Origin of the sequence: Puia sp. P3 (assembly GCF_050632245.1) — a bacterium.
Lineage (GTDB): Bacteria > Bacteroidota > Bacteroidia > Chitinophagales > Chitinophagaceae > Puia.
In genome coordinates this window covers 6,412,722-6,439,161 of sequence record NZ_CP192583.1, presented here as the reverse complement: position 1 = coordinate 6,439,161, position 26,440 = coordinate 6,412,722, and the positions used below count along the sequence as shown (strand labels likewise).

Here is a 26,440-nt window from a genome sequence, read left to right as displayed (position 1 = left end):
CCCTCCTGACTCAAAGAGGGTAACATTCTGTTCATGTTGGCGTAACAATTCCTTAACTTGAACAGAGCCGGAGAGCGAGTCTGACCGCTGGTTACCAGGAGCTGGACACCCATCGATAAGCCGCCGAAGGCGGCTGGTCCGAAGGACAGACATTAGCGCTTTGCCGGGATGCGCTCAGTTTTCTGGATAGAGCATCCACGGCACATTTTTTCAAATTTATTCTGGACGGTTTTGTATGGATCTCACTAACCTTAATCTCAATAAGGACCGCAATAAGTCGAGGCGCAAGCCTTCGGTGGACCTTAGTACCATGGTATATGGTAAAATCCCTCCTCAGGCCAAAGAGCTCGAGGAGGCGGTACTCGGCGCCATTATGCTCGAAAAAAGCGCCTTTGACGCCGTCGTGGAGATCCTGAAACCGGAATGCTTCTATCTGGAAGGACACCAGCGGATCTATCGGACCATGCAAAGCCTGGCGCAAAAAAGCCAGCCCATCGATATCCTCACCGTCGTCGAAGAACTGAAGTTTCGGCAGGAGCTGGAGATGGTGGGCGGACCCTATGCCGTGACCAAGCTGACCAATTCCGTGGTTTCCTCCGCGAATATCGAAACACACGCCCGTATCATCCTCCAGAAATTCATTCAGCGCGAACTGATCCGCATCAGCGGGGAGATCATCGGAGACGCCTATGAGGACAGCACCGACGTTTTCGACCTGCTCGACGAAGCCGAGAGCAAGCTCTTCGAGATCACCAACAACCACCTTCGCAAGAATTTCGATAGTATCGACAGCGTACTGGTCAAGACGATCCAGCGTATCGAAGACCTGCGTCACAAACAGGATGAGATCACGGGGGTCCCCAGCGGATTCCCCTTCACTCGACAAGATCACCTATGGCTGGCAGCCGACGGACCTCATCATTCTCGCCGCCCGTCCCGCCGTCGGTAAAACCGCGTTTGCCCTCAATCTTGCCCGAAATGCAGCGCTCAACGCCACCAAGCCCACGGGGGTAGCCTTTTCAGCCTTGAAATGGGTTCGGCGCAGCTGGTACAACGTATCCTCAGCGCCGAAGCCGAGATCTTTATGGAAAAGATCGCCCGCGGTAAATTAGAGGAGCACGAGATGAAGCAGCTGTATAAAAAAGGGATCGACAGACTCGCCAAAGCACCCATTTTTATCGACGATACCCCCGCGCTGAATATCTTCGAGCTGCGCGCCAAATGCCGCCGGCTTAAGAACAAACACAATATCGGCTTTATCATTATCGACTACCTGCAGCTGATGAGCGGAGCCGGCGACAATAAGGGTAACCGTGAACAGGAGATCAGCCAGATCTCCCGCGCGCTGAAAGGACTGGCCAAAGAGCTCCAGGTTCCCATAATTGCCCTCTCCCAGCTGAGCCGCGCCGTAGAGTCGCGTAAGGATGGGGAGAAAATTCCCCAGCTGAGCGACCTTCGTGAATCGGGCGCCATCGAACAGGACGCCGACATGGTCATGTTCCTCTATCGTCCCGAATACTATGGTATTACCGCCAACGAAATGGGCGAAAGCAATAAGGGCGAGACCCACGTCAAGATCGCGAAGCACCGTAACGGCTCTCTCGACACCGTCAAGCTGCGCGCGCTGCTGCATATCCAGAAGTTCACCGAGTATGGAGAAGACGATTTTGGCGGTATCGGACTGCCCCAGGGAGGCAGCTGGAAGCCCGTCCAGGACGACGACGGCGCGGGCGGCGGAGCCCGTCTCTATATCCAGGCCGGCAGCCGGATGAAAGACTTGCCGATGGACGACGACGAGGCGCCGTTCTAATACACGCGCAGCCGTATAATACAGTCTGAGGTTTGCTAATTACATACAAGAACATAGGCTCCTTCACAGGAGCTTTGTTTTTTTCTCCCCCTTACACCGACAAATAGTTACTATTTACCGGGACCCGTTAAACTTTTGGCGTTTCGATTCATCACACCAGGAATTTAACCTGCTATTTAACCGCGTATGAAAATTAGTTACCTCAACCACTGCCTCTGGCTTGCTATCTCTGTCGTGTTATTTGTTGCCTGTCATAAGGATAGCAACCGGCCCGGTCCCGTCACTGCGACGGATACACTGACACAGGATATTTATACCATTAATTCGATGGGGAACTCGTCGCCTGCAGTCATCCTGGCGGCCCCTTTTTCTTCGACTGCCTCGCCCACTCACGACTCTTCCGGCCTTTTGCTGGTCATGAACCAGGAGGGAAAGGTGTTGAAGGAGCAGAGTACAGAGGCGAGCGCATTCTGCTTTAACCGGTGGACCTACAACGGGCTGACGCGCTATACCTGGTTCGTAAACGAACCGTCTGCTTTCCGCGGTCCGGGCGTCTCCAATTTTGAGGGGTATGGTGTCATTGCGGACAGCTCCCTGAAAGAGCTCGGTAGAGTACACTTTATTCCGAACGGCGGTTCATTTTCTCCGGGACAGGATCTGGACGTACATGATTTCATTCTCATTTCGGATGATCATTACATTGCAATGGCGTACTGCCCGAAGTCAGTCACCAATATACCGGCTTATCTGAATCCGGCACCGGGTGCGATGGTGGTTGCGCCCGTGATCCAGGAAGTCAACAAGGGCGTCGTAGTTTGGCAATGGGATGGGGAGTGCGGACACGTCATTCTATGCCAACAGCGTCGAAGGTAACAATTTTTCCGACGGGACTAACGCTCAGGACTATATGCATATGAATGGCATGTTCATTGATCCGAAGGACAATAATCTGGTCTGCTCTTTCCGGAACCAGGACCAAATCATCAAGATCAACCGGCAGACGAACTCTATCGTCTGGAGGCTGGGTGGGAAGAACGGTGATTTCCGCCTGTTCTCCGACCAGATCTTCCTGCGGCAGCATAATCCAAGCCTTGCTGACAACAATCAGACCCTGATGATCTTTGATAACGGAGACGCAACCCTGCGGCCGGAGTCCCGGGTCCTCGAGTTACAGCTGGATGAAGCGAACAAGAAGATCGCGGCATTCAAGTCCTTTTCGATACCGGAGCCTTTTACCGCGTTCATGGGGTCAGTTCAGAAGCACGGCGACGAATATTTTATAGGTGGCGGCACCGCCAATTATATGCTCGAGGTCAACTACGTGACTGGACAGAAGATTAAGGAATTCACGGGAGGTCAGTATAGCTCCTACAGGGCATACAGCTACCCAACCATGGAAAACTGACCGGCGTCTCAGCGAACCGTGCGGTTACCGGGGCCGTTCCGTCAAGGAGCAGCCGACCTTCAAGGAGCAGCCGACCGTCAAGGAGTAGCCGACCCGTAAAGGAGCAGCTGTCCCGTCAAGGAGCAGCCGACCCGGGTAAATTCCCTAAATTTGGTCTTCGCTATGCTGCCTATTTTTTATATCCCGGCTTATGATGGGTCCACGACGGAAATAATCCTCGGCGAGGATACGTCAAAACATATCGTCCAGGTCCTGCGCATGCAGCCGGGAGAAAGCCTGCGGCTCACCGATGGGAAAGGATACTTGCTGACGGCGGTCATCACAGACGACCATAAAAAGAAATGCCGGGTCAGGGTCGAATCCGTCGTCAGCCAGCCGCCGCCCGAAAGAAAGGTAACCGTCGCTATATCCCTATTAAAAAATGCGTCGCGCTTTGAATGGTTTTTGGAGAAGGCCACCGAGATCGGCGTCACCAGGATCGTGCCCCTTTTATGCGAGCGGACCGAAAAACAGCACGCCCGTATCGACCGGCTCCGGGGTATCCTCGTGAGCGCCATGCTGCAGTCCCAACAGGCCTGGCTACCCGGAAATGCCCGAACCGATGCCTTTTTCCGAACTGCTGAGCCACCCGCCCGCAGGAGGCAGACCACCCGCAGGAGGCAGACCGAACGCCGGGCCTCCCTCGCCCGCCGGGCCTCCCTCGCCCGCAGAGTCTCCCTCGCACACCGGGCCTCCCCCGATCACCGGTGACCATCTCCACCCACGCGGCCGCTACATCGCGCACTGTCTCGAAGCCCCCGGCCTACCGCCTCACTCGCAGACTGGCGGAAACTCGGAAACGAACAGGCTTCACAGCTCATACTGATCGGACCGGAAGGCGATTTCTCGCCGAAGGAAATAGAAGCCGCACTGAAAGAAGGCTTTTGCCGGTAACGCTGGGTGACAACAGGCTGCGCACCGAAACCGCCGGAGTGGTGGCGGCAACCCTGCTCTGTATCGCGTAACCCCACCCCGCAGGACCCACCCCACGGGTCCCACCCGCGGTTCCATCACCCCCACCTAAATTATTTCTTCTGGTATTTCCAGTTCCTGGATTTCCCCTCGAGCAGCCATTCGATAGTAGTCGCTACTCTCTTGTCCCGCGTCTCATCTGTCCTGGCCTCCGTGATCCATTCGATATATTCTCTGCGGTGACTCGGCGGAAAGCCCTCGAAAGTACTCTGTGCTTTTTTATTCTTCTTCAGCGCCGCCGCCAGTGCGGGGTATCGGCAAATCCGCCCTGGCCGCCTTTTTCGCGGGCGCCGGTTTTTTCTTACCGTCTTTTATCAGCTGCGCCGCTTCTTTCAGATAGGCCACCATGACCTTGTCCGCCGGCAGGTCTTTTCATCGAGACCAGCCGGTCGAGATGTCCCATCGCATTCTTGTCTTTTACCTGGAGTATTCCCTCGGGGTCAGTCAGCATCGCAGCGTTCCAAAAACCAAATGCGCAGTGTTCCTTAAAACCCGCCATATTACAAAGCGGAGAGCCGTTGTATTCGAAAAAAGGCATACCCCATTTTATCGTTTCCGTCGCGTCGGGACAGGCCTTGTGGATCAACTTGCGGATTCTCCCGAGAATAGGTTTTGCGAAGTCGGCGGACTTTGCGATATAGGCGTCGATGCGATCATCGTGTGTGGTAGTGGCAGCCATAGCAAAAGTTTATATGGCCTCAATTATGGAAAAATAGGCCAAATAAAAATAACCCTATTTTTCCAAACTTCCAATGTCTGTCCTCCGGACGAACCACCAGCGGCGGTCCCCGGAAAAATTTTACTCAATGCCTCGCGCCCTTCTTCGCTCTGGTATTCAGCAGCTTCCACGCCGAAGGCAAATGCCATGGAGAAATAGATATAGCCCTTGTCGATATGCGTGTGGTGGAGGGGTTCCAGTCCCTCGAAGAACAGACTGAAGCCGACCATGAGCAGGAAGGAGAGGGCCAGCATTTTCAACGTCGGGCGTTTATCGATATAGTCGGCTATCTTTTGGGAGAAAAAGAACATGATGATCATCGCGATGATGACGGCCGTTATCATAACGGCGACCTGCCGGGCCAGCCCCACCGCAGTGATCACGCTGTCGAAGGAGAAGACGGTGTCCACAAGTACGATCTGGGTAACAATGGCCGTGAATGAAGACGCCTTGCTCTTGCTGACCACCTCGCCCTCCGGGCTTTCGCCGCTGACCTTTTCGTGGATCTCCTTTACCGTCTTGTACAAAAGGAAGAGGCCGCCGGCCAGCATGATCAGGTTGCGTAGGGTGAAAGAGTAATCGAATACGGAGAAGAGACTCTTATTGCCGTTGGTTACCAGCCAGCCGAGTCCAAACAGAAGTATCGATCGGATGAGGATACCCGCGAGCATCCAGATCCGGCGTGCCTTCAGCTGCTCCGGGGGTTGGAGCCGGCCGATAAGGATGGATACAAAGATCACATTGTCAATGCCTAGTACAATTTCCAGAAGGGTAAGGGTCAAAAGGCTGATCAGGGAAGCCACGGAAAAAGCGAGTCCATAGTATGTCAGTTAAGCAGCGCAAAAATAGGTATATAAGGCAAACTTCACTCATCCCGGGTTCCATTCGCCGGAACTCTCCACGGCCACACGCGGTTCACAATCCCCGGCCATCCACCACACCCTTCACAACCCCTCGCAAATCCGCCTCGTAATAAACGGTCCCACATAGATAAATCCCGTCCACACCTGAACCAGCGCGGCGCCGGCATTCAGCTTCTCTTTCGCATCCTCAGCGGTAAAGATCCCGCCCGAAGCTATCACCGGTATGCGTCCCCGCATCTTCTCGCAGCAATAAGCCACGACTTCGGTCGCCCGTCTCCGCAGCGGAGCGCCACTGAGCCCCCCGCGCCGATAGCCTCCAGTTGATCCGGCGCCGTGACCAGCCCTTCCCGGCCGATCGTGGTATTCGTCGCCACCAGGCCGTCGAGGTTTATCTCCAGCACGAGACTGATGACATCGTCCAGCTGCTGCTGGTTGAGGTCGGGGGCAATCTTCAGAAGCAGCGGCCTCGGGCGGATGCCCTTTGCTCCGACAGCTGACGATTCACCGACTGCAGATTGGTCAGTATTTTATGGAGCGAGTCTCTTTCCTGCAGCGCCCTCAACCCAGGGGTATTTGGGGAACTTACATTCACGACGAAATAGTCGACCACGTCGTAGAGCGCCCGAAAACAGGTCTCATCAATCTCTCCAGGCATCTTCGTTCGGCGTAACCTTATTCTTACCGATATTCCCGCCGATAATAAGGGGAATCTCCGCTCGACCCCGCGCCGACACCGCACCAGCCGCCTCGCCCCCCGCCAGGCTTTCAACCTCTCCACCACAACCTCCACACCATCATTATTGAAACCCATCCGGTTGATCAACCTCTAGTCCTGCGGCAGACGAAAAAGCCGCGGCTGCTCATTCCCTGCCTGCGCCTTCGGCGTCACCGTCCCAATCTCCACATACCCAAAACCCATCGCCTTCAATTCCCGCAGATGAGAGCGCCATTCTTGTCAAACCCCGCACCCAATCCCACCGGATTCCGAAAAACGAGGCCGAAAACCTCCCGGCTCTCCGATCTATCCGGCCGGCAACTCCATTCCACCAGCTTTCGAAATACCCCAACGCCACAAACTACCCTCAGCATTTTCATTGAAAAATGGTGAACCCCCTCGGGCGGGAAAAAGAACAGGAACGCGCGCAGTATTTTGTACATGGCCGCGAAGATACGCCCCATTTACAGTAGAAGCTAACCCTCCATCCCGGGTTTCCAGAATACCGATTTAAAATCCCTAACTTTAGGGACGAAAGTTGCATAAACAACTAAAAAAATCAGCTATGCAGGAAGCATATATCGTCGCCGGCTATCGTACCGCCGTCGGAAAATCAAAAGAGGCAAACTCCGCTTTTATCGTCCGGATGATATGGCGATCGACGTCATCAAAGGATTGCTCGCATCCGTTCCCCAGCTCGACCCCCTGCGCGTTGACGACGTCATCGTCGGCAACGCGGTTCCCGAAGCCGAGCAGGGACTCCGGGTAGGACGCATCATCGCCGCCCGCGCCATCGGCATCCACGCTCCGGGAGTCACCGTCAACAGGTACTGCGCCAGCGGCCTCGAAACGATCGCCATGGCCACCGCCAAGATCCGCACAGGCATGGCGGAATGCATCATCGCCGGCGGCACCGAAAGCATGACCATGGTCCCCCAGGCCGGCTGGAAAACTGTCCCCGCCTACTCCATCGCCTCCGAAGAACCCGACTATTATCTTAATATGGGACTTACCGCCGAAGCCGTCGCCAAAGAGTTCGGTGTCAGCCGCGAAGACCGAGGACCAGTTCTCCTTCCAGTCACACAAGAAGGCCATTCACGCGATAGAGAACGGCTATTTCAAGTCGGGCATACTGCCGCTGACGGTCGAAGAGGTCTCATGTCGACGAGAAAGGCCGCCGGCAAAAAGAAGCTTTACCGTCGATACCGACGAAGGACCAAGAGGAGACACCTCCCCCGATGCACTCGCCAAACTGAAACCCGTATTCGCAGCAGGCGGCTGCGCAACGGCCGGCAACTCCTCGCAGACCAGCGACGGCGCCGCATTCGTCGTCGTCATGGGCGAAAAAATGATGAAAGAACTGGGCCTGAAACCCATCGCCCGCCTGGTGGCCTGCGCCAGCGCCGGCGTACACCCTCGTATCATGGGCATCGGTCCCGTGGAAGCCGTTCCGAAGGCACTCCGCCGGCAGGAATGAACCTCGGCCAGATCGACCTGGTCGAACTGAACGAGGCCTTTGCTTCACAGGCACTCGCCGTCATCCGCAAGCTGGAGATCAACCCGGAGATCGTCAATATCAACGGCGGCGCAATTGCCCTGGGTCATCCCCTGGGCTGCACAGGATGCAAACTGACGATACAATTAGTCAATGATATGAAGAGATTGAACAAAAAATATGGGATAGTCACCGCTTGCGTGGGCGGAGGACAGGGAATAGCTGGTATTATTGAAAATCTTAATTAGTGCCCGCTGAAAGCCCCTAAAGTCACTCATTTTTTGGAAAAGGCCTCCATTTAGGGGCCTTTTTATTTACTCATATCATAAATAGTTTTAACTTGCTTTGTAGTTGAAATACTTACGGAATCTACTAAACTAACATGATTCGAGTTTTTATTACCGATGATCATGAGATCTACCTGGAGGGGCTTTCTTTGCTGTTAGGCAAGCAGGAAGGCATTGAAGTTATTGGTACCGCTGCATCGGGTAAAGAACTCCTGGCCCTCGTACCGGGCCTGCAGGCCGACGTCCTGCTGCTGGACGTATATCTGCCGGATATGGGCGAAGAAGAGATTCTCCAGCAGATAAGAGCGGTGAGGCCCCAGCTGCGCATTATTTATCTGACTTTGCTGAGAGGTACACGCTACGTGCACAAATTGTCCAAATACGATATACAGGGTTATGTCCTTAAGAACGCGTCGCTCGACGAGCTGCTCTCCGCCATACGGTCGGTGCACGACGGCGGCAGCTATTTCAGCAAGGACATCCATATAGGAGACCGCGACGAAGACTTCCGCAATACCGTCACCATCGAGGACAAACAGATCGACGAGATCCTGTCGCGCCGCGAGCTGGAAGTACTGCGCCTCATCTGCAAGGAATACAGCAACGCCGAGATCGCAGACAAGCTGTTTCTGAGCGTAAGCACCGTTGAAACACACCGCAAGAACTTGATTGCCAAACTGGGAGTGAATAACACCGTGGGCCTTGTAAAATTTGCCCTGCGGAACAACCTGACGGACTAACGATACCGGGGCCGCCCCCGGCAGGACTTACTACTTCTGACACAAAATAGGGCCCGGACGTCAACTACAGGGCTCCATTCCACAAAAAGATAAGCCATCGGACACGGTCCGGTCGTGCACATGGTGCACAGATATTATCTTTGGAACGAATGAACGAAATCTTTACGTGAAGCTGCTATCTTTCTTTTCTCTTTTGCTGATCAATTCGGCCCTCCATGCTCAGGTTGATACCGTCGGGCTACAGCGTATCTATTACCGGGCCATGCATCTCGCGGAGAACAAGGCGGATTCCATACGATACTACGCCGACTATGTAGGGCAGGCCGGGAAGAACGGCGGCTGGGCTCCCGCGACGGTGATGTCACAGCGGCTGAGTGGATTCTATTATGAGAACAGGGGGATTTCAGCAAGGCGCTGACCTACTACTACGAGGCGCTGGCGGGTGCGCGCGCAAGTCGCAGCATCGGGCGGCAAACCGAGCTGCTGGCAGATCTGGCGGCGGTCTACACACAGGACATGAAACAGCCGCAGAAGGCGAAAGACCTCTACGCCGAATGCGTGCGGCTCAACCGGCAGATGGGCGACGGTCACTCCCTCCTCTCTTCCTATATCAATCTCGGCGCGATCTATGATCGTCTGGGCCTTTATGACAGCGCGCTTCTGTTTCTGAAAGAAGGCCTGCGCGTCGGCAAACCACTCGAAGCAAAGGGGATAGAAGACCTGAACAACCTCTACAACAACCTCGGCAATACCTATTATTATCTGAAACGCTACGACGAGTCGATCGCCTATTTCTATAATAATTATCTGCACGATCTTGCCACCAACTCACCTTCCCGGCTCGCCGACGTCTGGCTCGACGTCCTGAATCTGGCGGACTCCTATACGGAAAAAGGCAAGTATGATTCAGCCGCCAGATACGCGGATACATCGCTGCTTATCGCACGTCAGCTGGACTCCAAAAGCAAACAGTCCGACAGCTATCAGATCCTTTCCAAACTGGCCCAGCGTAAAGGGGACTACAGGAAGGCCTGGGACTATCAGGGCAGGTGGTACGGACTCGATACCGCACTCACAAACAGCGAAACCTATAAGGCGGTAGCCGAGCTGGAACAGAAATACGAGGCCCGCCAGCGGGAGAACGAGAAGCTTGTTCTGCAGGCGGAAGTGACCCAGCAGCGCTTTCATAGCCGCATCATGATGATCACCGCCATTAGTCTTCTGCTTGTCGCCATCGCCGCGGCGGTCGCCTTTGTCATCAAGCGCAGGGCCAACAGGAAACTGCAGGAAACCAACGACCTCATCATCCGGCAGAACGAAAGGCTGTCCGAACTGAATTCCGAAAAGAACTCTCTCATCAGCATCGTGTCCCACGACCTCAGCACGCCATTCGCCAGCATCGGGATGCGGCAGCAGCTGCTGCAGAACGAACAGGACAATCTCAGCCCGAGTCAGAAAAAGGCGCTCGACCGCATCGGCCAGTGCCACCCACTACGGCGAGAAGCTGATCCGTCATATCCTCGACGTCGAAAAAGTCCAGACGAACCAGAGCAAGATCCAGCTGGAAAACCTCGACCTCCGCATCTTCGCCGAGAACGTGATGGACGATTTTACCCCCGCCGCCGCCCAGAAGGATATCCAGCTGCACCTGGACTGCCCCAACCGGTCCGTGTATTTCCTGAGTGACCGCCAGCTGCTGAGCCGTATGCTGGAGAACCTTTTGTCCAACGCGATCAAGTACACCACCAACGGGAAAAATATCTGGATCAGCGTCAGCGAGGAAAAGGACGCCATCAGCATCAAAGTCCGCGACGAGGGCGTTGGCATTCAGCCGGATGAGCTGCCCCACCTCTTTGCCAAATACAGCAAGATCTCTTCCAAACCCACCGCCGGCGAGGCGTCCACCGGCCTCGGCCTGGCTATCGTCAAGCGCATCTGCGAAGAGCTCAATGGCCAGATCTCCTGCGAAAGCGACCAGGCAAAGGCTCCGTATTTACCGTCGTTCTCAAGAAATAACGTCTGCTTAGCATTTTTTTGGGTCCAAAACTGACCAGACTGGCCTAAATTTGAAACCTTGTGGCAAAATCCCGCCCCGAAGCCCTCTTACCGGACCCAGTCCAGAGAGTATTTAGCGGCAGTTTTCAACTTATCAAGTACCATGACCCGATTTGTTCAAGGTTTGTTTTTTTATTTATCCTATTGACCGGCGTTCCAGCTTTGGCCGGCCCACCGACCCATGATTCCGCGTCCACCCCAGGCTCCGGCTCCCTCTCCGGCCGCGTCACCGACAAAACAGGCTCCCCCATTTCCGGAGCCACCGTCTACATCCCCGACCTCAAACTCGGCGTCGTCGCCGACACCAACGGATACTACCACTTTAAGTCCATTCCCTCCGGCAAATACCTCATCGAAGTCCATTCCATCGGCTATAAAACGGTTACCCGCACCGTCACCGTCAGCGGCCCGGTCAGCCTCGACCTCACCCTCAACGACTCCTACGTCGAAGAGAGCGCCGTCGTCGTAACCGGCCTCTCCAAGGCCACCCAGATCAAGAGGAATCCGGTCCCCATCGTCGCCATCTCCCACGACTATCTCGCAACCAACCTCAGCACCAACGCGATCGACGCCATCGCAAAGATACCCGGCATCCGTGCCGTCACTACGGGCCCCAATGTGTCCAAACCTTTTATTCGCGGACTCGGTTACAATCGCATACTCACGCTATACGATGGCATCCGACAGGAAGGCCAGCAGTGGGGCGACGAACACGGCATCGAAGTAGACCAGTACGGTGTAGACAGGGTGGAAGTGATCAAGGGACCCGCCAGCCTCAGCTTTGGCTCCGACGCCCTTGCAGGCGTAGTCAATCTTATCCCGACACAGCCGGCGCCCGAAGGCAAGATGATCGGCGACCTGATGCTCGACTACCAGACCAACAACAAATTTCTCGGCGGCTCAGCGATGCTCGGAGCCACGCGCAACGGCCTCGAGTGGATGGCCCGCATCTCCCACAAACAGGCGATCGACTACAGGGACAAGATCGACGGACGCGTATTCGGTACGGCATTCAACGAAACGGACGCCAGCGCTTCACTCGGGCTTCACCGCAAATGGGGCTATTCCCACCTGGACTTTGTCCTCTTCGATGACCTCCAGGAGATCCCCGACGGTAGCCGCGACAGCGCGACACGAAGGTTCACCAGACAGATCAGCGAGGCAGATACGGTAAGAGAGATCGTGCCGGACGCGGACCTCAACAGCTATTCGATGGAAAAGATCCACCAGCACGTACAGCACTTCCGCATCTATTCCGGCAACAGCTTTACCCTCGGCAGCGCCGGGCGCCTGCAGGTCAACCTGGGTTTTCAGCGCAGCCTGCGCCGCGAGTTCAGCCATCCGGTCCTCTACAAGATACCGGGTCTCTATCTCCAGCTGAACAGCGTCACCTACGACATCAAATATTTTCTGCCCGAGTTCGACAACTGGAACGTGACCGTAGGCCTGAATGGCATGTATGAAACGAATAACAGCACGGATGGGACGGAATTCGTGATCCCCTCTTATCATCAGTTCGATATCGGTCCGTTCGTTCTGGCTAAAAGAAGTTTCGACAAACTCGATATAGCCGGCGGCATCCGCTACGACTCGAGGTCGTTCGATAATTTTCAACTCTATACCAGGCCCGACCCCATGACCGGCTTCGACAAGGCCGTCTACGGCGCGGACACCGCCGGCGCCGCTCTCCAGTTCGACAAATACAAAAGATGTTCACCGGAGTTTCCGGCAGTCTCGGCGCCACGTATAACTTCTCCGATAAATTCTCCCTAAAGGCCAACCTGGCCCGGGGATTCAGGGCCCCCAACATCTCCGAGATCTCGGCCAACGGCGTACACCCCGGCACGAATATCTATCAGCTTGGCAACCCCGATTTCAAGCCGGAGTTCAGCATGCAGGAAGACATCGGTCTGGTCTTTTCGTCCCGGTACGTCGTCGCGACCCTCGACCTTTTCAACAATATCATCAGCAACTATATCTACAACCAAAAGCTGGTGACTGCAGCAGGTGTCGATTCGATGGACGGCAGCGGCGACACATATTTCCGGTATGTGGCTTCTAAGGCACAGCTGTACGGCGGCGAATTCAGCATCGATATCCATCCGGTTAAAACGCTGCACTTCGAGAACAGCTTCTCGCTGGTATACGGGACCAATAAAGGAAGCCAGCCAAAATCGCTCGGCGACAGCGCCAAATACCTGCCTTTTATTCCGCCCGCGCACGGACTCTCCGAGCTGCGGTATGAATTCTCCTCGAAGCCCAGACGCCTGTCCCACGCGTTCATAAAATTACAATTGGAATACTCCGCCGCCCAGAACCGCGTCATGCGCGCCTACAATACCGAGACGCCGACCGCGGGCTATACACTTTTCAACGCCGGAGTCGGCGGGCGCCTGTCCGACAAAAAAGGCAAGACCATCGTGAATATCTATCTGATGGGAAACAATCTCTTTAACGTCGCCTACTACGATCACCTCAGCCGGCTGAAATACTTTTATTTCTCGCCAACCGATACAAACCCTACCCATGGCATCTACAATATGGGCCGGAACGTCAGCCTCAAACTTGATTTCCCGCTGGATTTCGTTCTAAAATCGGATAAGAGATCAGCGCCGGACGGCGCCGAGTAGGCCGCGCAACGGCGCTGAATAACCCGCGCAACGGCGCCGGGTAAGCCGCCGGACGGGAAAATTGGCCGCGGTTCACACCCCCGCCCCCTCATATATAATAAAATTCCCGCGTATGCGTTAATAACTCAGTACTAACCCAACCAAATAGCCCAAAGGCCGTCCGAATTCGGGCGGCTTTTTTGCGTCAATCCTTTTTGTCCTCTTCTTTTTTGTAGTAACTGTCCGTCTCGTAGTCGAACTTTTTCACCTTGGTATTCCGGTAGTTGGAGTCATAAGTCACGAAGAAATAAAGGTAGATCACCCGGCTCAGCCGCATTAGCCAGGGCTGCAGTACAACAAGAAATATAGCATTCAGCCCCATCCACCAGAAGAAGCGGTGGTCTTCCGTCGAGAACCCGATAAGCACCCACCAGGCGACAAACGTAGCGACAGAAAGAGCAAACGAAAGGGCATAGCTCACATATCCCGTCCCATACCAGAACCCCACTTCCAACTCGAAAGGTTGCCCGCATTCGGGGCATTTCTCAGGCATCTTCAGCGTCTGCTTCAGCCGCCACGCATTGGGCTGGGTGAACATCGGACCCCGCCGGCAGCGCGGACACTTCATGGTGAAAAGACTCCAGAGATAGTTTGGTTTTTCCTGTACCGGCATGGCGCAAAGATAACTATATTTTACGGCCGTACCGGCCCCGCCGCCTAGACCGTCCGAGGAGCTCATGCCATGCCCCGTGAACGCATAGGGCTGGCAGTGCCCGCCGAGCCCGGCAAGGACCTCCATGACGCCATACTTCGATATGGCGGGACAATAGAAGGTCATGAAACCTCCGCCCCCCGCCCCCGATATTTTGCCTCCGGTTGCGCCGGCCTTTATGGCGCGATCATATATCTCGTCGATAAAGGGATTGGAGATACCCTCGGCCATCTGCTGCTTTTGCCGGAATCCGAAGTCGAGGATATTACCGATCTCGTCTATACGCCCTTTAAGCAGCGCTTCTTTCATCAGCTGCGCCTGGTGTTTCAACTGGTGCATGGCTTCGATGGAGCTTTCCTTCTTATTGGTAACATTGCGGCTCTGGACCTCGATGATCTTTGCGGATTCCCGGCTGGTGGCCGTATAGTAGAGCAGGAGATTATTTTCCAGTTCGAAAAGGTACTGCTGTTTTATGCGGAGGGGGTTGACAATGACCCTGTCTTCATTGTAAAATTCCATAAAATTGACCCCGCCGAACGTCGCCGCATACTGGTCCTGTTTGCCACCGGCCATTTTCAGGTCGATCCTTTCGATATCATAAGCCAGGTGCGCCACGTCATATTCTCCCAGCGGCAGCTTGAGCGCTTCCGCGAACACGCCGATAATGGCGACTACCAGGGTCGACGACGTACCCAGTCCGGAGCCCGCCGGCGCGTCTACGGAAGCTGGATAGCCGAAATCCACCGCCCGGCCATCCGTATTGCTTGCGAATTCGGTTGTATACTCCTTTCAGCAGATCCAGCTTTCCGTTGATCGGAAGTGCATCCATTTCGGTACCATTTTCGTATCGTTCTTCCTCTTTCCGGTCGACACCCTGGATAATAATTGTCTTGTCATTCAGCGGTTCGATGGTGGCGTGGGCATATAGTGACAGTGTTGCGTTCAGGATGGCTCCCCCGTAGATGTCGCTATACGGGCTGACATCCGTTCCGCCGCCTGCGAGGCCTATACGCAGGGGTGCTTTGCATCTGTATATCATAGTTGTTGGTTTATCAGGTGGATCTCTTTTTGTACCCGAAGGTAGTCCTCCGGAATGCCGATGTCGATGAAAAAACGTCCTGCACCAGACCAAACAGCCGCCGGTTGCCTTTTTCAAGGTAGTCTTTTTCAAATGAAAATTTTTCCGGCAGACTTTCCTGCAGGAAACGCTCTCTGTTGAGTGCATAAACGCCTCCATTGATCAGTCCGGCGGCATAGTGCTGTTTTTCGCGAAAATGCCTCACCTGCTGGTCTTCATCCAGTTCGACGACCCCAAACCGGTCGAAATTGGTCATTGGCTTGAGGCTGAGAGTGCAGTCCGCGTCTTTGGCGCTGTGGAAAGCCGCCAGTTCGGGCAGTGCAACCCCAAAAAGGTGTCTCCGTTCAGGACCAGGACGGATTTTTCTCTTGCCATAGCGCACGCCTGACGGATGGCGCCTCCGGTCCCAAGCGGCTCCTGTTCGAAAGAGATGCTGTATCCCTCTCCGCCAGGGAAGTCTTCTTTGAAAAAGGCTTCGAAGTAATCGCTTTTGTACCCCAGAGCAAAAATGAAATGCGTTATTCCGCCCCGGCGGAAATGCGCGGTTATATAGTGGATAAATGGGCGGCCGTCCACCGGAGCCATGCATTTCGGCAACTCGGGCACGGCCGGTCGCAGCCGGGTCCCCAGTCCGCCTGCCAGTATGATTGCTTCTCGGATCATCTCCATTGATTTAAGCTCTGAAATAAGCCTCCTCTACGAGCTGGCAGATGATATGGCCCAGCAGCATATGTGCTTCCTGAATACGGGGCGTGTTGTGGGAGGGGATGTCGACGAGGTAGTCGCTCAGCTCCTTCATTTTCCCTCCGCCTTCGCCGGTCATGCCGATGGTAGTTATGCCTTTTTCCCGGGCGGTGTCAAAGGCCTTGAGGATATTTGTCGAATTGCCCGAGGTGGACATTCCGACCAGGATGTCGCCGGGCTTGCCGATGCCCTTGATCAGGCGCGAATATATGAGGTCATAGCTGAAATCATTGGCAACGGCCGTCAGATAGGACGTGTTGCAGTGCAGGGCTTCCGCTGGCAGGGCATCGCGATTGATATAGAAACGCCCCGAGAATTCGGCGGCGAGATGCTGAGCATCGGCGGCGCTGCCTCCGTTGCCGCAAAAGTACAGGTGCTTGCCCTGCCGGAAACGGTCCACGATAAGGTTAACGATATCCCCGACAAGGCTGACAAGACGCGTGTCGTTGAGCACCTGTGTCTTGACGGTAACGGATTCGTTGATGATGTTCTTTATTTTATCGTTCATAGGCTGCAAATCTATCATTTCCTGTTGAAATTTGGAATTATTCAACTTTCCGCCACAGCGACTGCCAGCTTCCGCCATTAATAACCTGCTCCACCCCCGCGCCACGCAGAATATCCGCCGCCTCCCAGCAATGGTTCCCCGTCGAACAGCAAAGGATAACAGGCTTCCGCAAACTCTTTATGCGTTCGATATTGGCTTTTATCCGGTCCACGGGGATATTCAGCGAGTGGGGGATATGCCCTGGTCGTATTCATAGGCCGTACGCAGGTCGATGATCACCGCCCCTCGCCGGAGGGCCTCTTTAACCCCGCCGGCGCCGAAAACCCCTCCACCTCCGCCGCCGAAAAAATTGGATAGCCAGCTCATGACTTTTGTTCTTGTTGAAGTTGATATAATTTAGTGTATTTGAGGAACGTCAGGTGTGCAATGTTCACAGCGATCACAAATCCGTAGAAGCCATCCAAAAACCCCGCCCTCAGAAAATAACTCGTAAAAAATGCCCAGAAGGGGTTGATAAACGCCTTGAAAGCTTTTACCCGCTTGCCCCTGTTGTAGAGCAGCTGGGCGGACAGCCAGCTATACCTGATATTTTTTTCTACGTGCTCGTCGAAGTTGGAGTAGGTGTAGTGGAGCATGTCCCCGTGCAGATGGTGAATACGCGAGCCCTCCTGCATCTGGAGGGATTCGTGTACCAGGTCGAGGTTCCAGGCCGCTTTTTTCCTGTTCGTCAGGCGTAGTTTTTTGTCGGGGTACCAACTGCCGTGACGGATCCACTTGCCGCAGTAGTTGTTCAGGCGGTTCATCGTATATCCGTCAAATGGAAAGCCATTTGCCTTTTGCTCGGCGATGGCGGCGCTCAGCTCGGCGCTTAGGAATTCGTCCGCATCCAGAAAGAGAATATGATCATGGCTGGAGTACTCTGCCGCGGCATTTTTCTGGTCGCCATAACCCTGAAATGCACGCAGATAAAACAGACCCCCTGCATCTTTTACGATCTCGCCCGTACGGTCGGTGGAGAATGAGTCCACAACGATGATCTCGTCTGCGATGCTTTTGACGGACTCGATGCACCGCATGATATTCTTTTCCTCATTGAATGTAATGACTACGACCGATAAGGAGATCATGCGTAAACATACCATTTTCTTTACAAACTAGCAGGGGCGGACGCGTACTTTCTTTCGCCTATCTGCTGTCTCCACATGGCATAGTAGAGCCCTTTTGCCGCCAGAAGATCGGCGTGGGTGCCCGTCTCCTCGACCTCGCCTTTTTCAAGCACGTATATGCGATCGGCATGCATAATGGTGGAAAGCCGGTGGGCGATCAGGATGGTGATCTGGTCGCCGCGGGTGGATATTTCGCGGATGGTCTGGGTGATATCTTCTTCCGTGATGGAGTCGAGGGCCGAGGTAGCCTCGTCGAAAATGAGGAGGCGGGGCTTGCGCAGCAGCGCCCGGGCGATCGAAAGGCGCTGTTTTTCTCCGCCCGACAGCTTGAGGCCGCCTTCTCCGATGACAGTATTCACGCCCTTCTCCGCGCGGCTGATCAGCGGCATGCACGCGGCCTTCCGCAGCGCTTCAGTAACGTCTTCGTCGCTGGCGGTGGGGTTGACGAATAATAAATTTTCCTTAATTGTTCCGGCAAACAGCTGGGTATCCTGGGTAACGAAGCCTATCTGGCGGCGCAGGTCTTCGAAGTTGACCGAGGTTTCGTCCATTTCGTTGTACAGGATCTTTCCCTGCAGAGGCCGGTAGAGTCCGACGAGCAGCTTCATCAGTGTCGATTTGCCGCTGCCTGAAGGGCCTACAAAGGCGATGGTTTCTCCGGTCTTTACTTCGAAACTGATATGGTCGATCGCATTGTGTTGGGCGGTCTGGTGCCGGAATACGACGTCCTGGAAGGATAGTTCGTGTACCGGTCCGAGCGACAGCGGATGCTCGGGAGTCGGTTCCGGGGATTTTTTCATCAGCGTGTCGAAGTTGTTCAGCGATGCCTCCGCCTCTCTGTAAGAAAGGATGATATTGCCCAGCTCCTGCAGAGGGCCAAAAATGAAGAAGGAATAGAACACCATCGTCATAACCTCGCCCGGGGTCAGACTGCCCTGGAATACCAGCCAGAACAGGAGGAACATGATACACTGACGGAGGAAATTGACAAAAGTGCCCTGTACGAAGCTGAGGGAGCGGATGCTTTTTACCTTTCTCAGTTCGAGGTCCAGTATTTTGAACGTATTCTTGTTGAGACGGGTCACCTCCTGTTCGGTGAGACCGAGACTTTTTACGAGCTCGATATTCCGCAGCGATTCTGTGGTGCTGCCGGCCAGAGCGTTGGTGTCGGTGACGATCTTCTTTTGTATCCTTTTGATCTTCCGGCTGAGGATGCTTGTCAGGAGGGACAATAGGATCATTCCCACGACATACATAGGCATGATCGACCAGTGTAGCCGGAAAGAGTAGATGCTGACGAAGATGACGCCGACGATGATGCCGAAGAGTATATTAATGAATGAAACGATGAACTTTTCCGTGTCGACGCGCACCTTGGTGAGGGTCGACAGGGTCTCGCCGCTGCGCTGGTCTTCGAAATCGCTGAAGGGCAGGGCCATCGAGTGCTTGAGACCATTGGTAAAAATGGTGGCGCCAAAACGCTGGACGATGACGTTGGTACAATAGTCCTGAAAGGCCTTGGCGATACGGGACACCATCGCGACGCCGATGATCATGCCGAGGTAGTACATCACTCCCCAGATGAAGTCGGCCTGGGTCCGGACACTGTCGGGGACAAAAGTCTTTTTATTACCCTGATAAATATAGTGACCGGCCTGTCTGGGGTGTACCCCGAATTTGTCAAGCATCTGACCGAAGAGCCAGGGGTCGAGCATCGAAAAGGTCTGGTTGATGGCGGCCAGCAACAGGGCAAGGGCGACCATCCATTTATAAGGGGCAAGGTATTTTAAGAGCGTTCTCATAAATCAAATATTCCGCTTATTTTCGGGCTACAATTTCGGGAAAATTACCAAGATGCGATCATTACTATTACTGGACCCGGCGGCCAAGATATTCTCTCTGAGGGAGAGACTTCTGTATTTTGGAATAGCGCTTTTTTTTGTCAGCATGTTCCTGCCGGATATGCCGGTTATCAATAATATCATTATAGGGGGCGTTGTGCTGGTCAGCTTCTTATACAATCCATTCTCCGAAAAGGTTCGGCTATTCGTAGAAAGAAAGGAGATCATCCTGATGGTTTTGTTCTATATCTGGCACATTATCAGCACCTTTCTCTCAGTCAACCGGCACGAGGCGCTGGTGATGCTGGCGCTGCGGGTACCCCTGCTGGTATTTCCTGTCTCCATTGGGTTGTTGCATATCCGGGAAGAGCTGAAGGACAGGATCCTGCTGGCGTTTATAATCATTATTACGGCGACGGCGGCGGTCTGTTTCATTTATAGTGTCACCCTTTACAGGAGGTCCGGAGACACCGGTCTGCTCTACAATGATAGTTTGACCTCGCTGATCCACGTCCAGTCGATCTATTTTGCGCTGATCGTGAATTTGGCGCTTTTCAGCTATTTCTACCTGCTGAGGAAAGGGTCTTTTGCCATCGAGTATATCGGGCTGGCCTATCTGAGCATCGCTTTTTTGCTCGTATTTCATTTTATGCTGGCCAGCCGGATCGCCATAATATCGCTCTATTCGGTTTTCCTGTATTTTGGGATCATGTACATGCTGAAAAGGAAGCTGTACCTCGGAGGCGGGGTCATCATACTCGGGCTGGTCATTGGCACCGTCATACTGGTCAAGGTCTTCCCCAAAACGGTTAACAGATTCAATGAATTGCACTACACCGAATACCAGTTCAACAACCACAACAGGGAGCACCACTACAACATGGAGCTTACGCCCGAGCAGTGGAATGGCGCCAATTTGCGCCTTGCCCTATGGGCCTGTGGCGAAGAAGTGGCCAGGAGATACTGGCTATTCGGCGCGCAGCTGGGGGACAAGCAGGACCAGCTGTATAGCGTCTACAGGGAAAAGAAATTCGACTACGCGGTACAGAGCAAGAAGAATATGCACAACAACTATATCGACGTATTCTGTACGTTCGGGCTGATAGGATTTGTCGTTTTTTTGTGTGGTTATGTTATCCTTCCGATGCAAAAGGCCATCAGGAACAGGAATTTGCTCGGAGGCCTGATGGTTGGGTTTCTGGCCATTTCGATGTTTAGTGAAACCTATATGGACAGAAGCATGGGCTGCCTGCTGCTGGGTTTCTTCCTTTCCTTCATCAGCGCGTGGCGGCGGAATACGGCACCGCCTGCGGCTCATACGGCTTAGTGGTTGTCTTCCATATACAGCTCGACAGCCTTTGCGGTGTCACCGAAATACTCCAGCCGGCCATGCTTCATAAAGGCGGTGCGGGAACAGTATTTTTCGATCGTGGCCATAGTATGACTGACGAGTACAACGGTCTTTCCCTCGATCCATGAAGACTCAAACACTTTGATTGCCTTTTCCTGGAACTTCAGGTCGCCGACCGCAAATATTTCATCGAGGAACATGATGTCGGCCCCGGCGTTGACGGCTATGGAAAACGCCAGCCTCGCCTGCATGCCGGAAGAAAAGAATTTTATTTTACGGTCTATGGAGTCTTCCAGTTCCGCAAAGGAAATGATCTGGTCGAAAATGGCATCGATCTCTTTGATCTTGAGGCCCAGTACTGAAGCAGATACATAGATGTTCTCCCTGGCGGTGAGTTCGTGGCTCATGCCGACGCCGAGGTTCATCAGCAGCGTGCTGCCGTTGATATCGATGGTGCCGGTGTCGGTGGGGTATACACCCGCAAGTATCTTGGTGAGCGTCGATTTCCCGCAGCCGTTTCGTCCGATGAGCCCGACGCATTCCCCCTTTTTACCTCGAAATCCATAGGCTTGAGCGCCTCGACCCTTTTCGACCGGGGAGGATTGAAAAGATTGAATAACCGGTGCTTTACGGTGTTGTGGCTATCTTCCGTAATATGGAAAGTCTTACTGATATTTCTCGCTTCTATTGCAAGATTGGAATTCATAGTTATAGTTTTTCTGCGGCTTTAGCTCCTAATTTATTCAGCAAAAGAAGGCCGAGGGCCAGGAAAAAAGCGCGTATCCCAGGTCGAAGGCGAGCAGCTTGAAGTCAGGCTGGCTGCGCTGCATCATCACCCGTCTTGCGTTGATGATGATGCCCGCGACTGGATTGCCATAGTCGAAGGACGGCAGGGCGTTCTTGAAAGTGGACAGTTTATAAAATATGGGTGACAAAAAGAACAGGAAGGACGTGAACACCGTCCATATCTGGGTGATGTCCTTGGCGATAATAAAGATGTTCGAAAGGATGAGCGCGAGCCCCATCGAGAGAATGAACATATTGATGAACAGGACGATGATCCAAAGGTTAGTCAGCGACAACCCCTCCACGCCATTCTCGAACAGATTGTAGAACAGGAAGAACATCACCAGGTTGAAAAAAACCTGATGCTGTTGGCCATCAGCGTCGAGACGTAGATCTCCAGCTTGTTCATATTACTGTACTCGTACAGATATTTCTTCGTATTGAGGATCTGGACGGTCCCGGCCGTGGACTCGATAAAGAAATTCCAGAGGATCAGGCCGATGAAAAGGTAGGACGCGAAAGATGGAACGTCACTTTTCATGATGATCTTAAACGCCACGTAGTAGATACACATGTCCATAATGGGCTTGATCAGCGCCCATAGGAGACCTAGCTTGTTCTCATAATACCGGAGCTTAAATTCTATCTTGGCCAGTAGCCATAACCTCTCGAATTTATTGGATCTTCTTGACCAGTCGTTAACAACGTCGGCGATCATGCTTAGCGGTTAAATTTTTTAATAGTTAAGACTATTTTTTTCAATTGTTGGTTGCTTTTTACGAAAGATTTCATTTTCAATAGCAAAGCACTTTCTTTGGCCGTGTTCGAGCTCACCCGCACCTCAAGGGTCGGGTTATCAAATAAGTAACCGGGCCCGTTGGCATTCAGTAGATTAACTGTTTGGACGGCAAATTTAGCATAATAATTGGCATGTTTTTCTGCTATATACTTATTTGAGTAGAGCAATTTTCCCCGGGTGATATCCCTGAACATAGAGCCCGTCCTTACGCGATAGTGAAACAGCGCCTCCGGGAGCACTACCCCGTTGTAGCCGGCATGAAGCATGCTGACCACGCTCTCATAGTCTTCAAGACCATAGTCGACCAGGGGTCGTTGAGGCCGGCGGCGAGGAACGCGGCTCTCTTATACACCAGCCCGCTGCTATTTACAGGATTGTGAACCAATGCATAAGGGGGCTGAGGCGTAAAGGTCGGCCACAGCTGATCGCTGTTCTCGAAATATCGTACCCAGGCGCCGGCGAAATGGACATTGTCATTTTTTCAAGAGTCCGGATGGCTTTTTCATAGTACGTCGGATCGACTTTGTCGTCTGCATCCAGAAAGGCCAGATAGCCCCCGGCGGCCTGCCGGGCTCCTTCGTTGCGGGTCAGCGCCAGCCCCCGGTTCTTTTGATGGATCACCCGTATTTTTTCCTGTTTTTCCAGGACTGCCAGCTTCCGGAGACTGGACTCGTCCGTGCTTCCGTCATTGACGATGACCAGCTCCATGTCTGTATAAGCGGAATTCTTTACTGACCGGATGCATTCGTCGATATAACTGCCCATATTGAAATAAGGGATCACGACAGAAAGCAGGCGGCCGCCCGGGACCATACTACTGGCCGGAAGGGCCGTCTTTTCCCTGATAAAGAAAGGGGAATTGGCGTTCCGCACGGCTTTTCAGGTCGCGGAGAATGCCGGCCTTTCGCGGGCCGATAGTACTGAAAGAATACTTATCCTGGACCCATCGACGGGCGCTGGCGCCGATCTGAAAGACCGTTTCGTCGGGGAGGGCCAGTATCTTCTGCAGCTGACGGGCAAAACTGCCGGGTTCGGCGTGGTCGAACAGAAATCCGGACACACCGTCTTCCATCATTTCGCGCTGGCCCCTTGCCGGGAAGCCAGGACTATTTTGCCCAGGTTCATGGTTTCCATCACCACATAGGGCAGGTTGTCGACTATGCTCGGGACCAGAATGACATGCGCATCCCGAAGACTTTCGCTGATCTGGTCGGGGCGGATCTTCCCATGCAGCACAAGGAGACCCTGTTTTATATAGCCGCCGTACCGCTGTTCGACCAGTTGCCCCATCGTCTGCATTTCGGGATGATAGACGATATCCTCACCCCTATAATATGGAGAGGGTGGGGAAAGCCTTCGTCCCACAGGTCTTTGAAATAACTCAGCAGCTCAAAACTGCCTTTTGGGGGGAGAGCTTGCCATAATAGACGATCTTATTGCGGGAGAATCCTGCAGGTGCCGCGGCGCCTGGCCTGGCAGTACTTTCAGGTGCTGCGGCAGGGCTGTCGGCTGCCGCGGCGGGGCTGTCAGCTGCGTAGGGATTGGCCAGGACCTCCAGCGGTACGCCGGAGATATCCATAAATCTTCCGATCTCGTCCACAAGGAACCGGGTTGGAGAAATCAGCAGGTCCGCGGCCTTGATAGCCTGTTTCTCCATTTCACCCGTCCAGAAATCGGGAAACCGGTAGGTGGGAACCCGGTTATATTCCAAATAGATAAATGCGGGTGAATGCAAAGTGATCGCGATCGGAATATCTTTCAGGAATGGATATCCCAGATGTTTCTGCTGCGTGAGATAATAGGCAATGCCCAGATAGTCCTGCGCTTCCAGCACATCCGGGGCGCCATCGCTGGCTATACAGGTCTTCACGATATCCGCAAACGCATAGCTTAACCTCGCAGCGTATCCCAGCGATGCGTGCAGCTTGTTCCGGTTGCTGTTGAATCGGCAGAGCCTTATCCCAGGTAAGGTGCCGGCAATGTTAAAGTCTCCAACGCTGTCGTCCTGGACGAAAACCGTCACCTTATGTCCCATTTCCGCCAGCATCAGGGCGGTAAAATGGCAGTAGGTACTGATACCGCCGCCGTGAAACGGGGGATATTCAGTTGTGAGGAGCCAATAATTCAATCTTTATGTTTTTTAACGTCGTCTCTGAATAATGACCGAAAGGTACGTTTTCCGGCGAGGACTTTCACGAGGTGCCCCAGCCGTTTGAACCACAGCGGTAAGGCTTCGTATTCCCGGTTGTAGTAGTCCTGTATTTCCCTGGACTGATGGCCGGAACGGAGGATCTCCGCATATTGTTTCTGATTGGCTAACTCATTTTCCGTTGCGAGAAGCTTATTTTCGAGCAGGTGCACGGTCCTTTCGTAGAGTTGGTTTTTTTTGACGACTGAATACAGTCGGGGTTCACTGCTCCCAAACGCCGCTTCCTGCAGTTTAAGAGAATCGATCAGGGGCGCAAAAGCTTCGCCCCGGGGAGAGTAGAAATACACGATTTCATTGAAGAAGCCTTCCGAACGGAGCAATTTTTCATAATGGGCCGTGCATTCGTCCTGCGTCCGGAATATGTCAGACGTCAATGGCAAACCGGTAGCCGGAGCCGGAAAGCCCTGGTCGGTGAAATAGGCGGAGATCCGGGCAGCCTGGCCCCTGAGTAATGCCGGGTCCTCTCCCGTTAGATTGATCATTGGTCGCCCACCGGCACGCGGATAGTTTGGAAGGAACAAAAAGCCGTCAGGTCCTGGATCGTCTCATCTTCCAGCACTTGCTGTACGTTCAGTGTAATGGCCGGACCGGTGACCATATTTTCCGGGTATGACGCGTATTTCTCGTCCATGCCGGCCTTCATACCGGGCTGGATCAGCAGGGAGTAATATACATTCTCCTCCGGCTCCCCGCCCCGGGGGATGCAAAAAGTCGGAAATAAGAAAGATCCGGTTGATCATCAAAGCCCCTTTATATTGAAATTCTGGGCAAAAATAAGCCAGCTGAGCATTCTTTCCCATGCGTGGGCGTTACTTCCTCTGTTTTCGTCCATAACATTTCCCTTTTCGAGCGTCCGGCGGATATCCAGAGGCGCGTATTTTTTGAAAAAGGCCGCCAGAGGCTCTGCCCTGACCCAGAACATGGTGCCGGCCACATACCGGTAGTCTGCTTCTGCAGGACTATTCTGTGAGGTCGGGTTCTGCGTCGGATCGGAAATGCCGTATTTGGCGACCAGCTCATTCAGCAGCGAACGATTACTGCTGGAAAAGGTACCGGATGAGGGATCGTGCTCGTTTTGGATGGTATCGGCTACAGCAACCATCCCTGTATCGGGATTCCCGGCAAAGGTTGCCAGTGGCCTTTTGAACAAATTCCGGCTCGAGAAGGCGGAATAGCTTGTTATTCCATTCTTTTCCGAGTGCCTTATGCGGGCTTTTTTTATCGTGCAGAAAAATGATATAAGGCGTATATCGGCGAATACGCATATAGGAATCGACGAGCACCAGTTTGCCCCCGATATCTTTACCCTGATTCGGCGACCTGCGAATGAACAATTTTTGCAGAGACCCACCCGCCAGACGCTGCGCCGCATTTTCTTGTGACAGGCTATCGTCTTTTAGGTTGTAGGACTGCCGTCGGCAATATTGTAGTGGAGATCGAAGGGCATATCCAGCTTTTCCCTGAAAAAGCGGATCCAATTCTCATGATCGCCGTAATAGTTGTGGAAAAAAATCGATATCGCAGGCTTTGTCTCCAAA

The 26,440-nt window shown here is 53.6% G+C and carries 36 protein-coding genes and 5 pseudogenes; 16 read left to right on the top strand and 25 right to left on the bottom strand.

Features of this window, described 5'->3' with window-relative positions; all coding sequences use genetic code 11:
• Nucleotides 1–235 precede the first annotated feature (235 nt).
• From ACQ86N_RS40580 to ACQ86N_RS40555, 6 genes and pseudogenes are all read left to right on the top strand, one after another.
• Complete coding sequence (locus ACQ86N_RS40580; protein WP_431212006.1) at nt 236–949, top strand: replicative DNA helicase; 714 nt, start codon at nt 236–238, stop codon at nt 947–949.
• Nucleotides 843–1,810: pseudogene (locus tag ACQ86N_RS40575) on the top strand (DnaB-like helicase C-terminal domain-containing protein). The gene ACQ86N_RS40580 and the pseudogene ACQ86N_RS40575 overlap by 107 nt, the downstream one beginning before the upstream one ends.
• Before the next feature lie 186 nt (nt 1,811–1,996).
• Entirely contained in the window at nt 1,997–2,683 is a 687-nt protein-coding gene (locus ACQ86N_RS40570) for a hypothetical protein (protein WP_431212005.1), read from the top strand.
• The gene (locus ACQ86N_RS40565) at nt 2,637–3,215 is read left to right on the top strand and encodes an aryl-sulfate sulfotransferase (protein WP_431212004.1); all 579 of its coding nucleotides are present in this window, start codon (nt 2,637–2,639) and stop codon (nt 3,213–3,215) included. The genes ACQ86N_RS40570 and ACQ86N_RS40565 overlap by 47 nt, the downstream gene beginning before the upstream one ends.
• 162 nt (nt 3,216–3,377) lie before the next feature.
• Entirely contained in the window at nt 3,378–3,965 is a 588-nt protein-coding gene (locus ACQ86N_RS40560; protein ID WP_431212003.1) for an RsmE family RNA methyltransferase, read from the top strand.
• Nucleotides 3,966–3,998: 33 nt separating this feature from the next.
• Nucleotides 3,999–4,148 carry a 16S rRNA (uracil(1498)-N(3))-methyltransferase gene (locus ACQ86N_RS40555; RefSeq protein ID WP_431217792.1) on the top strand — a complete coding sequence of 50 codons (150 nt, stop codon included), beginning with the start codon at nt 3,999–4,001 and terminating at the stop codon, nt 4,146–4,148.
• A gap of 131 nt (nt 4,149–4,279) precedes the next feature.
• On the opposite strand, the gene ACQ86N_RS40550 is transcribed toward ACQ86N_RS40555, so the two are convergent.
• The 5 genes and pseudogenes from ACQ86N_RS40550 to ACQ86N_RS40530 form a co-directional block, all read right to left on the bottom strand.
• Complete coding sequence (locus ACQ86N_RS40550) at nt 4,280–4,459, bottom strand: YdeI/OmpD-associated family protein (RefSeq protein ID WP_431217791.1); 180 nt, start codon at nt 4,457–4,459, stop codon at nt 4,280–4,282.
• Nucleotides 4,460–4,527: 68 nt separating this feature from the next.
• Nucleotides 4,528–4,905 carry a DUF1801 domain-containing protein gene (locus tag ACQ86N_RS40545; protein WP_431212002.1) on the bottom strand — a complete coding sequence of 126 codons (378 nt, stop codon included), beginning with the start codon at nt 4,903–4,905 and terminating at the stop codon, nt 4,528–4,530.
• 23 nt (nt 4,906–4,928) lie between these two features.
• Nucleotides 4,929–5,747 (bottom strand): TerC family protein, encoded by an 819-nt coding sequence (locus ACQ86N_RS40540; RefSeq protein ID WP_431212001.1) that lies wholly within the window; start codon nt 5,745–5,747, stop codon nt 4,929–4,931.
• Between the two features lie 141 nt (nt 5,748–5,888).
• A pseudogene (locus ACQ86N_RS40535) lies at nt 5,889–6,217 on the bottom strand (hypothetical protein).
• A 41-nt stretch (nt 6,218–6,258) separates the two neighbouring features.
• Nucleotides 6,259–6,726, bottom strand: a pseudogene (locus ACQ86N_RS40530) (hypothetical protein).
• 447 nt (nt 6,727–7,173) lie between these two features.
• Here ACQ86N_RS40530 and ACQ86N_RS40525 point away from each other — a divergent pair.
• The 9 genes and pseudogenes from ACQ86N_RS40525 to ACQ86N_RS40485 form a co-directional block, all read left to right on the top strand.
• Nucleotides 7,174–7,521, top strand: a pseudogene (locus ACQ86N_RS40525) (beta-ketoacyl synthase N-terminal-like domain-containing protein); the annotation flags it as partial.
• A 40-nt stretch (nt 7,522–7,561) separates the two neighbouring features.
• Entirely contained in the window at nt 7,562–7,999 is a 438-nt protein-coding gene (locus tag ACQ86N_RS40520; protein WP_431212000.1) for a hypothetical protein, read from the top strand.
• Nucleotides 7,996–8,265: a hypothetical protein gene (locus tag ACQ86N_RS40515; protein WP_431217790.1), complete on the top strand. Its 270-nt coding sequence runs from the start codon at nt 7,996–7,998 to the stop codon at nt 8,263–8,265. The genes ACQ86N_RS40520 and ACQ86N_RS40515 overlap by 4 nt, the downstream gene beginning before the upstream one ends.
• A gap of 134 nt (nt 8,266–8,399) precedes the next feature.
• Nucleotides 8,400–9,044, top strand: coding sequence for a response regulator (locus tag ACQ86N_RS40510; RefSeq protein WP_431211999.1), 645 nt, complete (start codon nt 8,400–8,402; stop codon nt 9,042–9,044).
• A gap of 166 nt (nt 9,045–9,210) precedes the next feature.
• On the top strand, nt 9,211–9,462 hold the full coding sequence (locus ACQ86N_RS40505; RefSeq protein ID WP_431211998.1) for a hypothetical protein: 252 nt from the start codon (nt 9,211–9,213) through the stop codon (nt 9,460–9,462).
• The gene (locus ACQ86N_RS40500; protein ID WP_431217789.1) at nt 9,459–10,730 is read left to right on the top strand and encodes a tetratricopeptide repeat protein; all 1,272 of its coding nucleotides are present in this window, start codon (nt 9,459–9,461) and stop codon (nt 10,728–10,730) included. The genes ACQ86N_RS40505 and ACQ86N_RS40500 overlap by 4 nt, the downstream gene beginning before the upstream one ends.
• The gene (locus ACQ86N_RS40495; RefSeq protein ID WP_431217788.1) at nt 10,645–11,094 is read left to right on the top strand and encodes a sensor histidine kinase; all 450 of its coding nucleotides are present in this window, start codon (nt 10,645–10,647) and stop codon (nt 11,092–11,094) included. The genes ACQ86N_RS40500 and ACQ86N_RS40495 overlap by 86 nt, the downstream gene beginning before the upstream one ends.
• A gap of 167 nt (nt 11,095–11,261) precedes the next feature.
• Entirely contained in the window at nt 11,262–12,872 is a 1,611-nt protein-coding gene (locus ACQ86N_RS40490) for a TonB-dependent receptor (protein WP_431211997.1), read from the top strand.
• On the top strand, nt 12,809–13,729 hold the full coding sequence (locus ACQ86N_RS40485; protein WP_431211996.1) for a TonB-dependent receptor domain-containing protein: 921 nt from the start codon (nt 12,809–12,811) through the stop codon (nt 13,727–13,729). Before ACQ86N_RS40490 ends, ACQ86N_RS40485 begins: the two co-directional genes overlap by 64 nt.
• A gap of 184 nt (nt 13,730–13,913) precedes the next feature.
• Here ACQ86N_RS40485 and ACQ86N_RS40480 read toward each other — a convergent pair whose 3' ends face one another.
• The 8 genes and pseudogenes from ACQ86N_RS40480 to ACQ86N_RS40445 all read right to left on the bottom strand — a co-directional run bounded on the left by ACQ86N_RS40480 (nt 13,914) and on the right by ACQ86N_RS40445 (nt 19,718).
• Complete coding sequence (locus ACQ86N_RS40480; protein WP_431217787.1) at nt 13,914–15,077, bottom strand: hypothetical protein; 1,164 nt, start codon at nt 15,075–15,077, stop codon at nt 13,914–13,916.
• Nucleotides 15,037–15,459 carry a hypothetical protein gene (locus ACQ86N_RS40475; protein ID WP_431211995.1) on the bottom strand — a complete coding sequence of 141 codons (423 nt, stop codon included), beginning with the start codon at nt 15,457–15,459 and terminating at the stop codon, nt 15,037–15,039. The genes ACQ86N_RS40480 and ACQ86N_RS40475 overlap by 41 nt, the downstream gene beginning before the upstream one ends.
• Nucleotides 15,460–15,472: 13 nt before the next feature.
• Nucleotides 15,473–16,161 (bottom strand): annotated as a pseudogene (locus tag ACQ86N_RS40470) (sugar phosphate nucleotidyltransferase).
• 10 nt (nt 16,162–16,171) lie between these two features.
• Nucleotides 16,172–16,750 carry a D-sedoheptulose-7-phosphate isomerase gene (locus tag ACQ86N_RS40465; RefSeq protein ID WP_431211994.1) on the bottom strand — a complete coding sequence of 193 codons (579 nt, stop codon included), beginning with the start codon at nt 16,748–16,750 and terminating at the stop codon, nt 16,172–16,174.
• A gap of 37 nt (nt 16,751–16,787) precedes the next feature.
• Nucleotides 16,788–16,961: a hypothetical protein gene (locus ACQ86N_RS40460; RefSeq protein ID WP_431211993.1), complete on the bottom strand. Its 174-nt coding sequence runs from the start codon at nt 16,959–16,961 to the stop codon at nt 16,788–16,790.
• An 8-nt stretch (nt 16,962–16,969) separates the two neighbouring features.
• Nucleotides 16,970–17,116 carry a hypothetical protein gene (locus ACQ86N_RS40455; protein ID WP_431211992.1) on the bottom strand — a complete coding sequence of 49 codons (147 nt, stop codon included), beginning with the start codon at nt 17,114–17,116 and terminating at the stop codon, nt 16,970–16,972.
• Nucleotides 17,113–17,877 carry a glycosyltransferase family 2 protein gene (locus ACQ86N_RS40450; RefSeq protein WP_431211991.1) on the bottom strand — a complete coding sequence of 255 codons (765 nt, stop codon included), beginning with the start codon at nt 17,875–17,877 and terminating at the stop codon, nt 17,113–17,115. Before ACQ86N_RS40450 ends, ACQ86N_RS40455 begins: the two co-directional genes overlap by 4 nt.
• Before the next feature lie 20 nt (nt 17,878–17,897).
• Nucleotides 17,898–19,718 carry an ABC transporter ATP-binding protein gene (locus ACQ86N_RS40445; RefSeq protein ID WP_431211990.1) on the bottom strand — a complete coding sequence of 607 codons (1,821 nt, stop codon included), beginning with the start codon at nt 19,716–19,718 and terminating at the stop codon, nt 17,898–17,900.
• Between the two features lie 52 nt (nt 19,719–19,770).
• Here ACQ86N_RS40445 and ACQ86N_RS40440 point away from each other — a divergent pair, with 52 nt between their 5' ends.
• A complete protein-coding gene (locus ACQ86N_RS40440; protein WP_431211989.1) occupies nt 19,771–21,084 on the top strand; it encodes an O-antigen ligase family protein in 1,314 nt (437 codons plus the stop codon).
• On the opposite strand, the gene ACQ86N_RS40435 is transcribed toward ACQ86N_RS40440, so the two are convergent.
• The 12 genes from ACQ86N_RS40435 to ACQ86N_RS40380 form a co-directional block, all read right to left on the bottom strand.
• On the bottom strand, nt 21,081–21,725 hold the full coding sequence (locus ACQ86N_RS40435) for an ABC transporter ATP-binding protein (protein ID WP_431217786.1): 645 nt from the start codon (nt 21,723–21,725) through the stop codon (nt 21,081–21,083). The genes ACQ86N_RS40440 and ACQ86N_RS40435 overlap by 4 nt on opposite strands.
• A gap of 126 nt (nt 21,726–21,851) precedes the next feature.
• Nucleotides 21,852–22,235 carry a hypothetical protein gene (locus ACQ86N_RS40430; RefSeq protein WP_431211988.1) on the bottom strand — a complete coding sequence of 128 codons (384 nt, stop codon included), beginning with the start codon at nt 22,233–22,235 and terminating at the stop codon, nt 21,852–21,854.
• Nucleotides 22,235–22,612 carry an ABC transporter permease gene (locus ACQ86N_RS40425; RefSeq protein WP_431211987.1) on the bottom strand — a complete coding sequence of 126 codons (378 nt, stop codon included), beginning with the start codon at nt 22,610–22,612 and terminating at the stop codon, nt 22,235–22,237. The genes ACQ86N_RS40430 and ACQ86N_RS40425 overlap by 1 nt, the downstream gene beginning before the upstream one ends.
• A gap of 2 nt (nt 22,613–22,614) precedes the next feature.
• Nucleotides 22,615–22,968, bottom strand: a complete 354-nt coding sequence (locus ACQ86N_RS40420) for a hypothetical protein (protein ID WP_431211986.1) — start codon at nt 22,966–22,968, stop codon at nt 22,615–22,617.
• Nucleotides 22,969–23,059: 91 nt separating this feature from the next.
• Nucleotides 23,060–23,506, bottom strand: coding sequence for a glycosyltransferase family 2 protein (locus ACQ86N_RS40415; RefSeq protein WP_431211985.1), 447 nt, complete (start codon nt 23,504–23,506; stop codon nt 23,060–23,062).
• Between the two features lies 1 nt (nt 23,507).
• Nucleotides 23,508–23,768, bottom strand: coding sequence for a glycosyltransferase (locus ACQ86N_RS40410; RefSeq protein WP_431211984.1), 261 nt, complete (start codon nt 23,766–23,768; stop codon nt 23,508–23,510).
• A complete protein-coding gene (locus ACQ86N_RS40405; RefSeq protein WP_431211983.1) occupies nt 23,765–24,058 on the bottom strand; it encodes a glycosyltransferase in 294 nt (97 codons plus the stop codon). Before ACQ86N_RS40405 ends, ACQ86N_RS40410 begins: the two co-directional genes overlap by 4 nt.
• A gap of 16 nt (nt 24,059–24,074) precedes the next feature.
• The gene (locus ACQ86N_RS40400; protein ID WP_431211982.1) at nt 24,075–24,821 is read right to left on the bottom strand and encodes a glycosyltransferase family 4 protein; all 747 of its coding nucleotides are present in this window, start codon (nt 24,819–24,821) and stop codon (nt 24,075–24,077) included.
• Nucleotides 24,818–25,384: a hypothetical protein gene (locus ACQ86N_RS40395; protein ID WP_431211981.1), complete on the bottom strand. Its 567-nt coding sequence runs from the start codon at nt 25,382–25,384 to the stop codon at nt 24,818–24,820. Before ACQ86N_RS40395 ends, ACQ86N_RS40400 begins: the two co-directional genes overlap by 4 nt.
• On the bottom strand, nt 25,381–25,545 hold the full coding sequence (locus ACQ86N_RS40390) for a hypothetical protein (protein WP_431211980.1): 165 nt from the start codon (nt 25,543–25,545) through the stop codon (nt 25,381–25,383). The genes ACQ86N_RS40395 and ACQ86N_RS40390 overlap by 4 nt, the downstream gene beginning before the upstream one ends.
• 96 nt (nt 25,546–25,641) lie before the next feature.
• Nucleotides 25,642–26,004, bottom strand: a complete 363-nt coding sequence (locus tag ACQ86N_RS40385; protein ID WP_431211979.1) for a hypothetical protein — start codon at nt 26,002–26,004, stop codon at nt 25,642–25,644.
• A 294-nt stretch (nt 26,005–26,298) separates the two neighbouring features.
• Nucleotides 26,299–26,439: a hypothetical protein gene (locus ACQ86N_RS40380; RefSeq protein ID WP_431211978.1), complete on the bottom strand. Its 141-nt coding sequence runs from the start codon at nt 26,437–26,439 to the stop codon at nt 26,299–26,301.
• Nucleotide 26,440 lies beyond the last annotated feature (1 nt).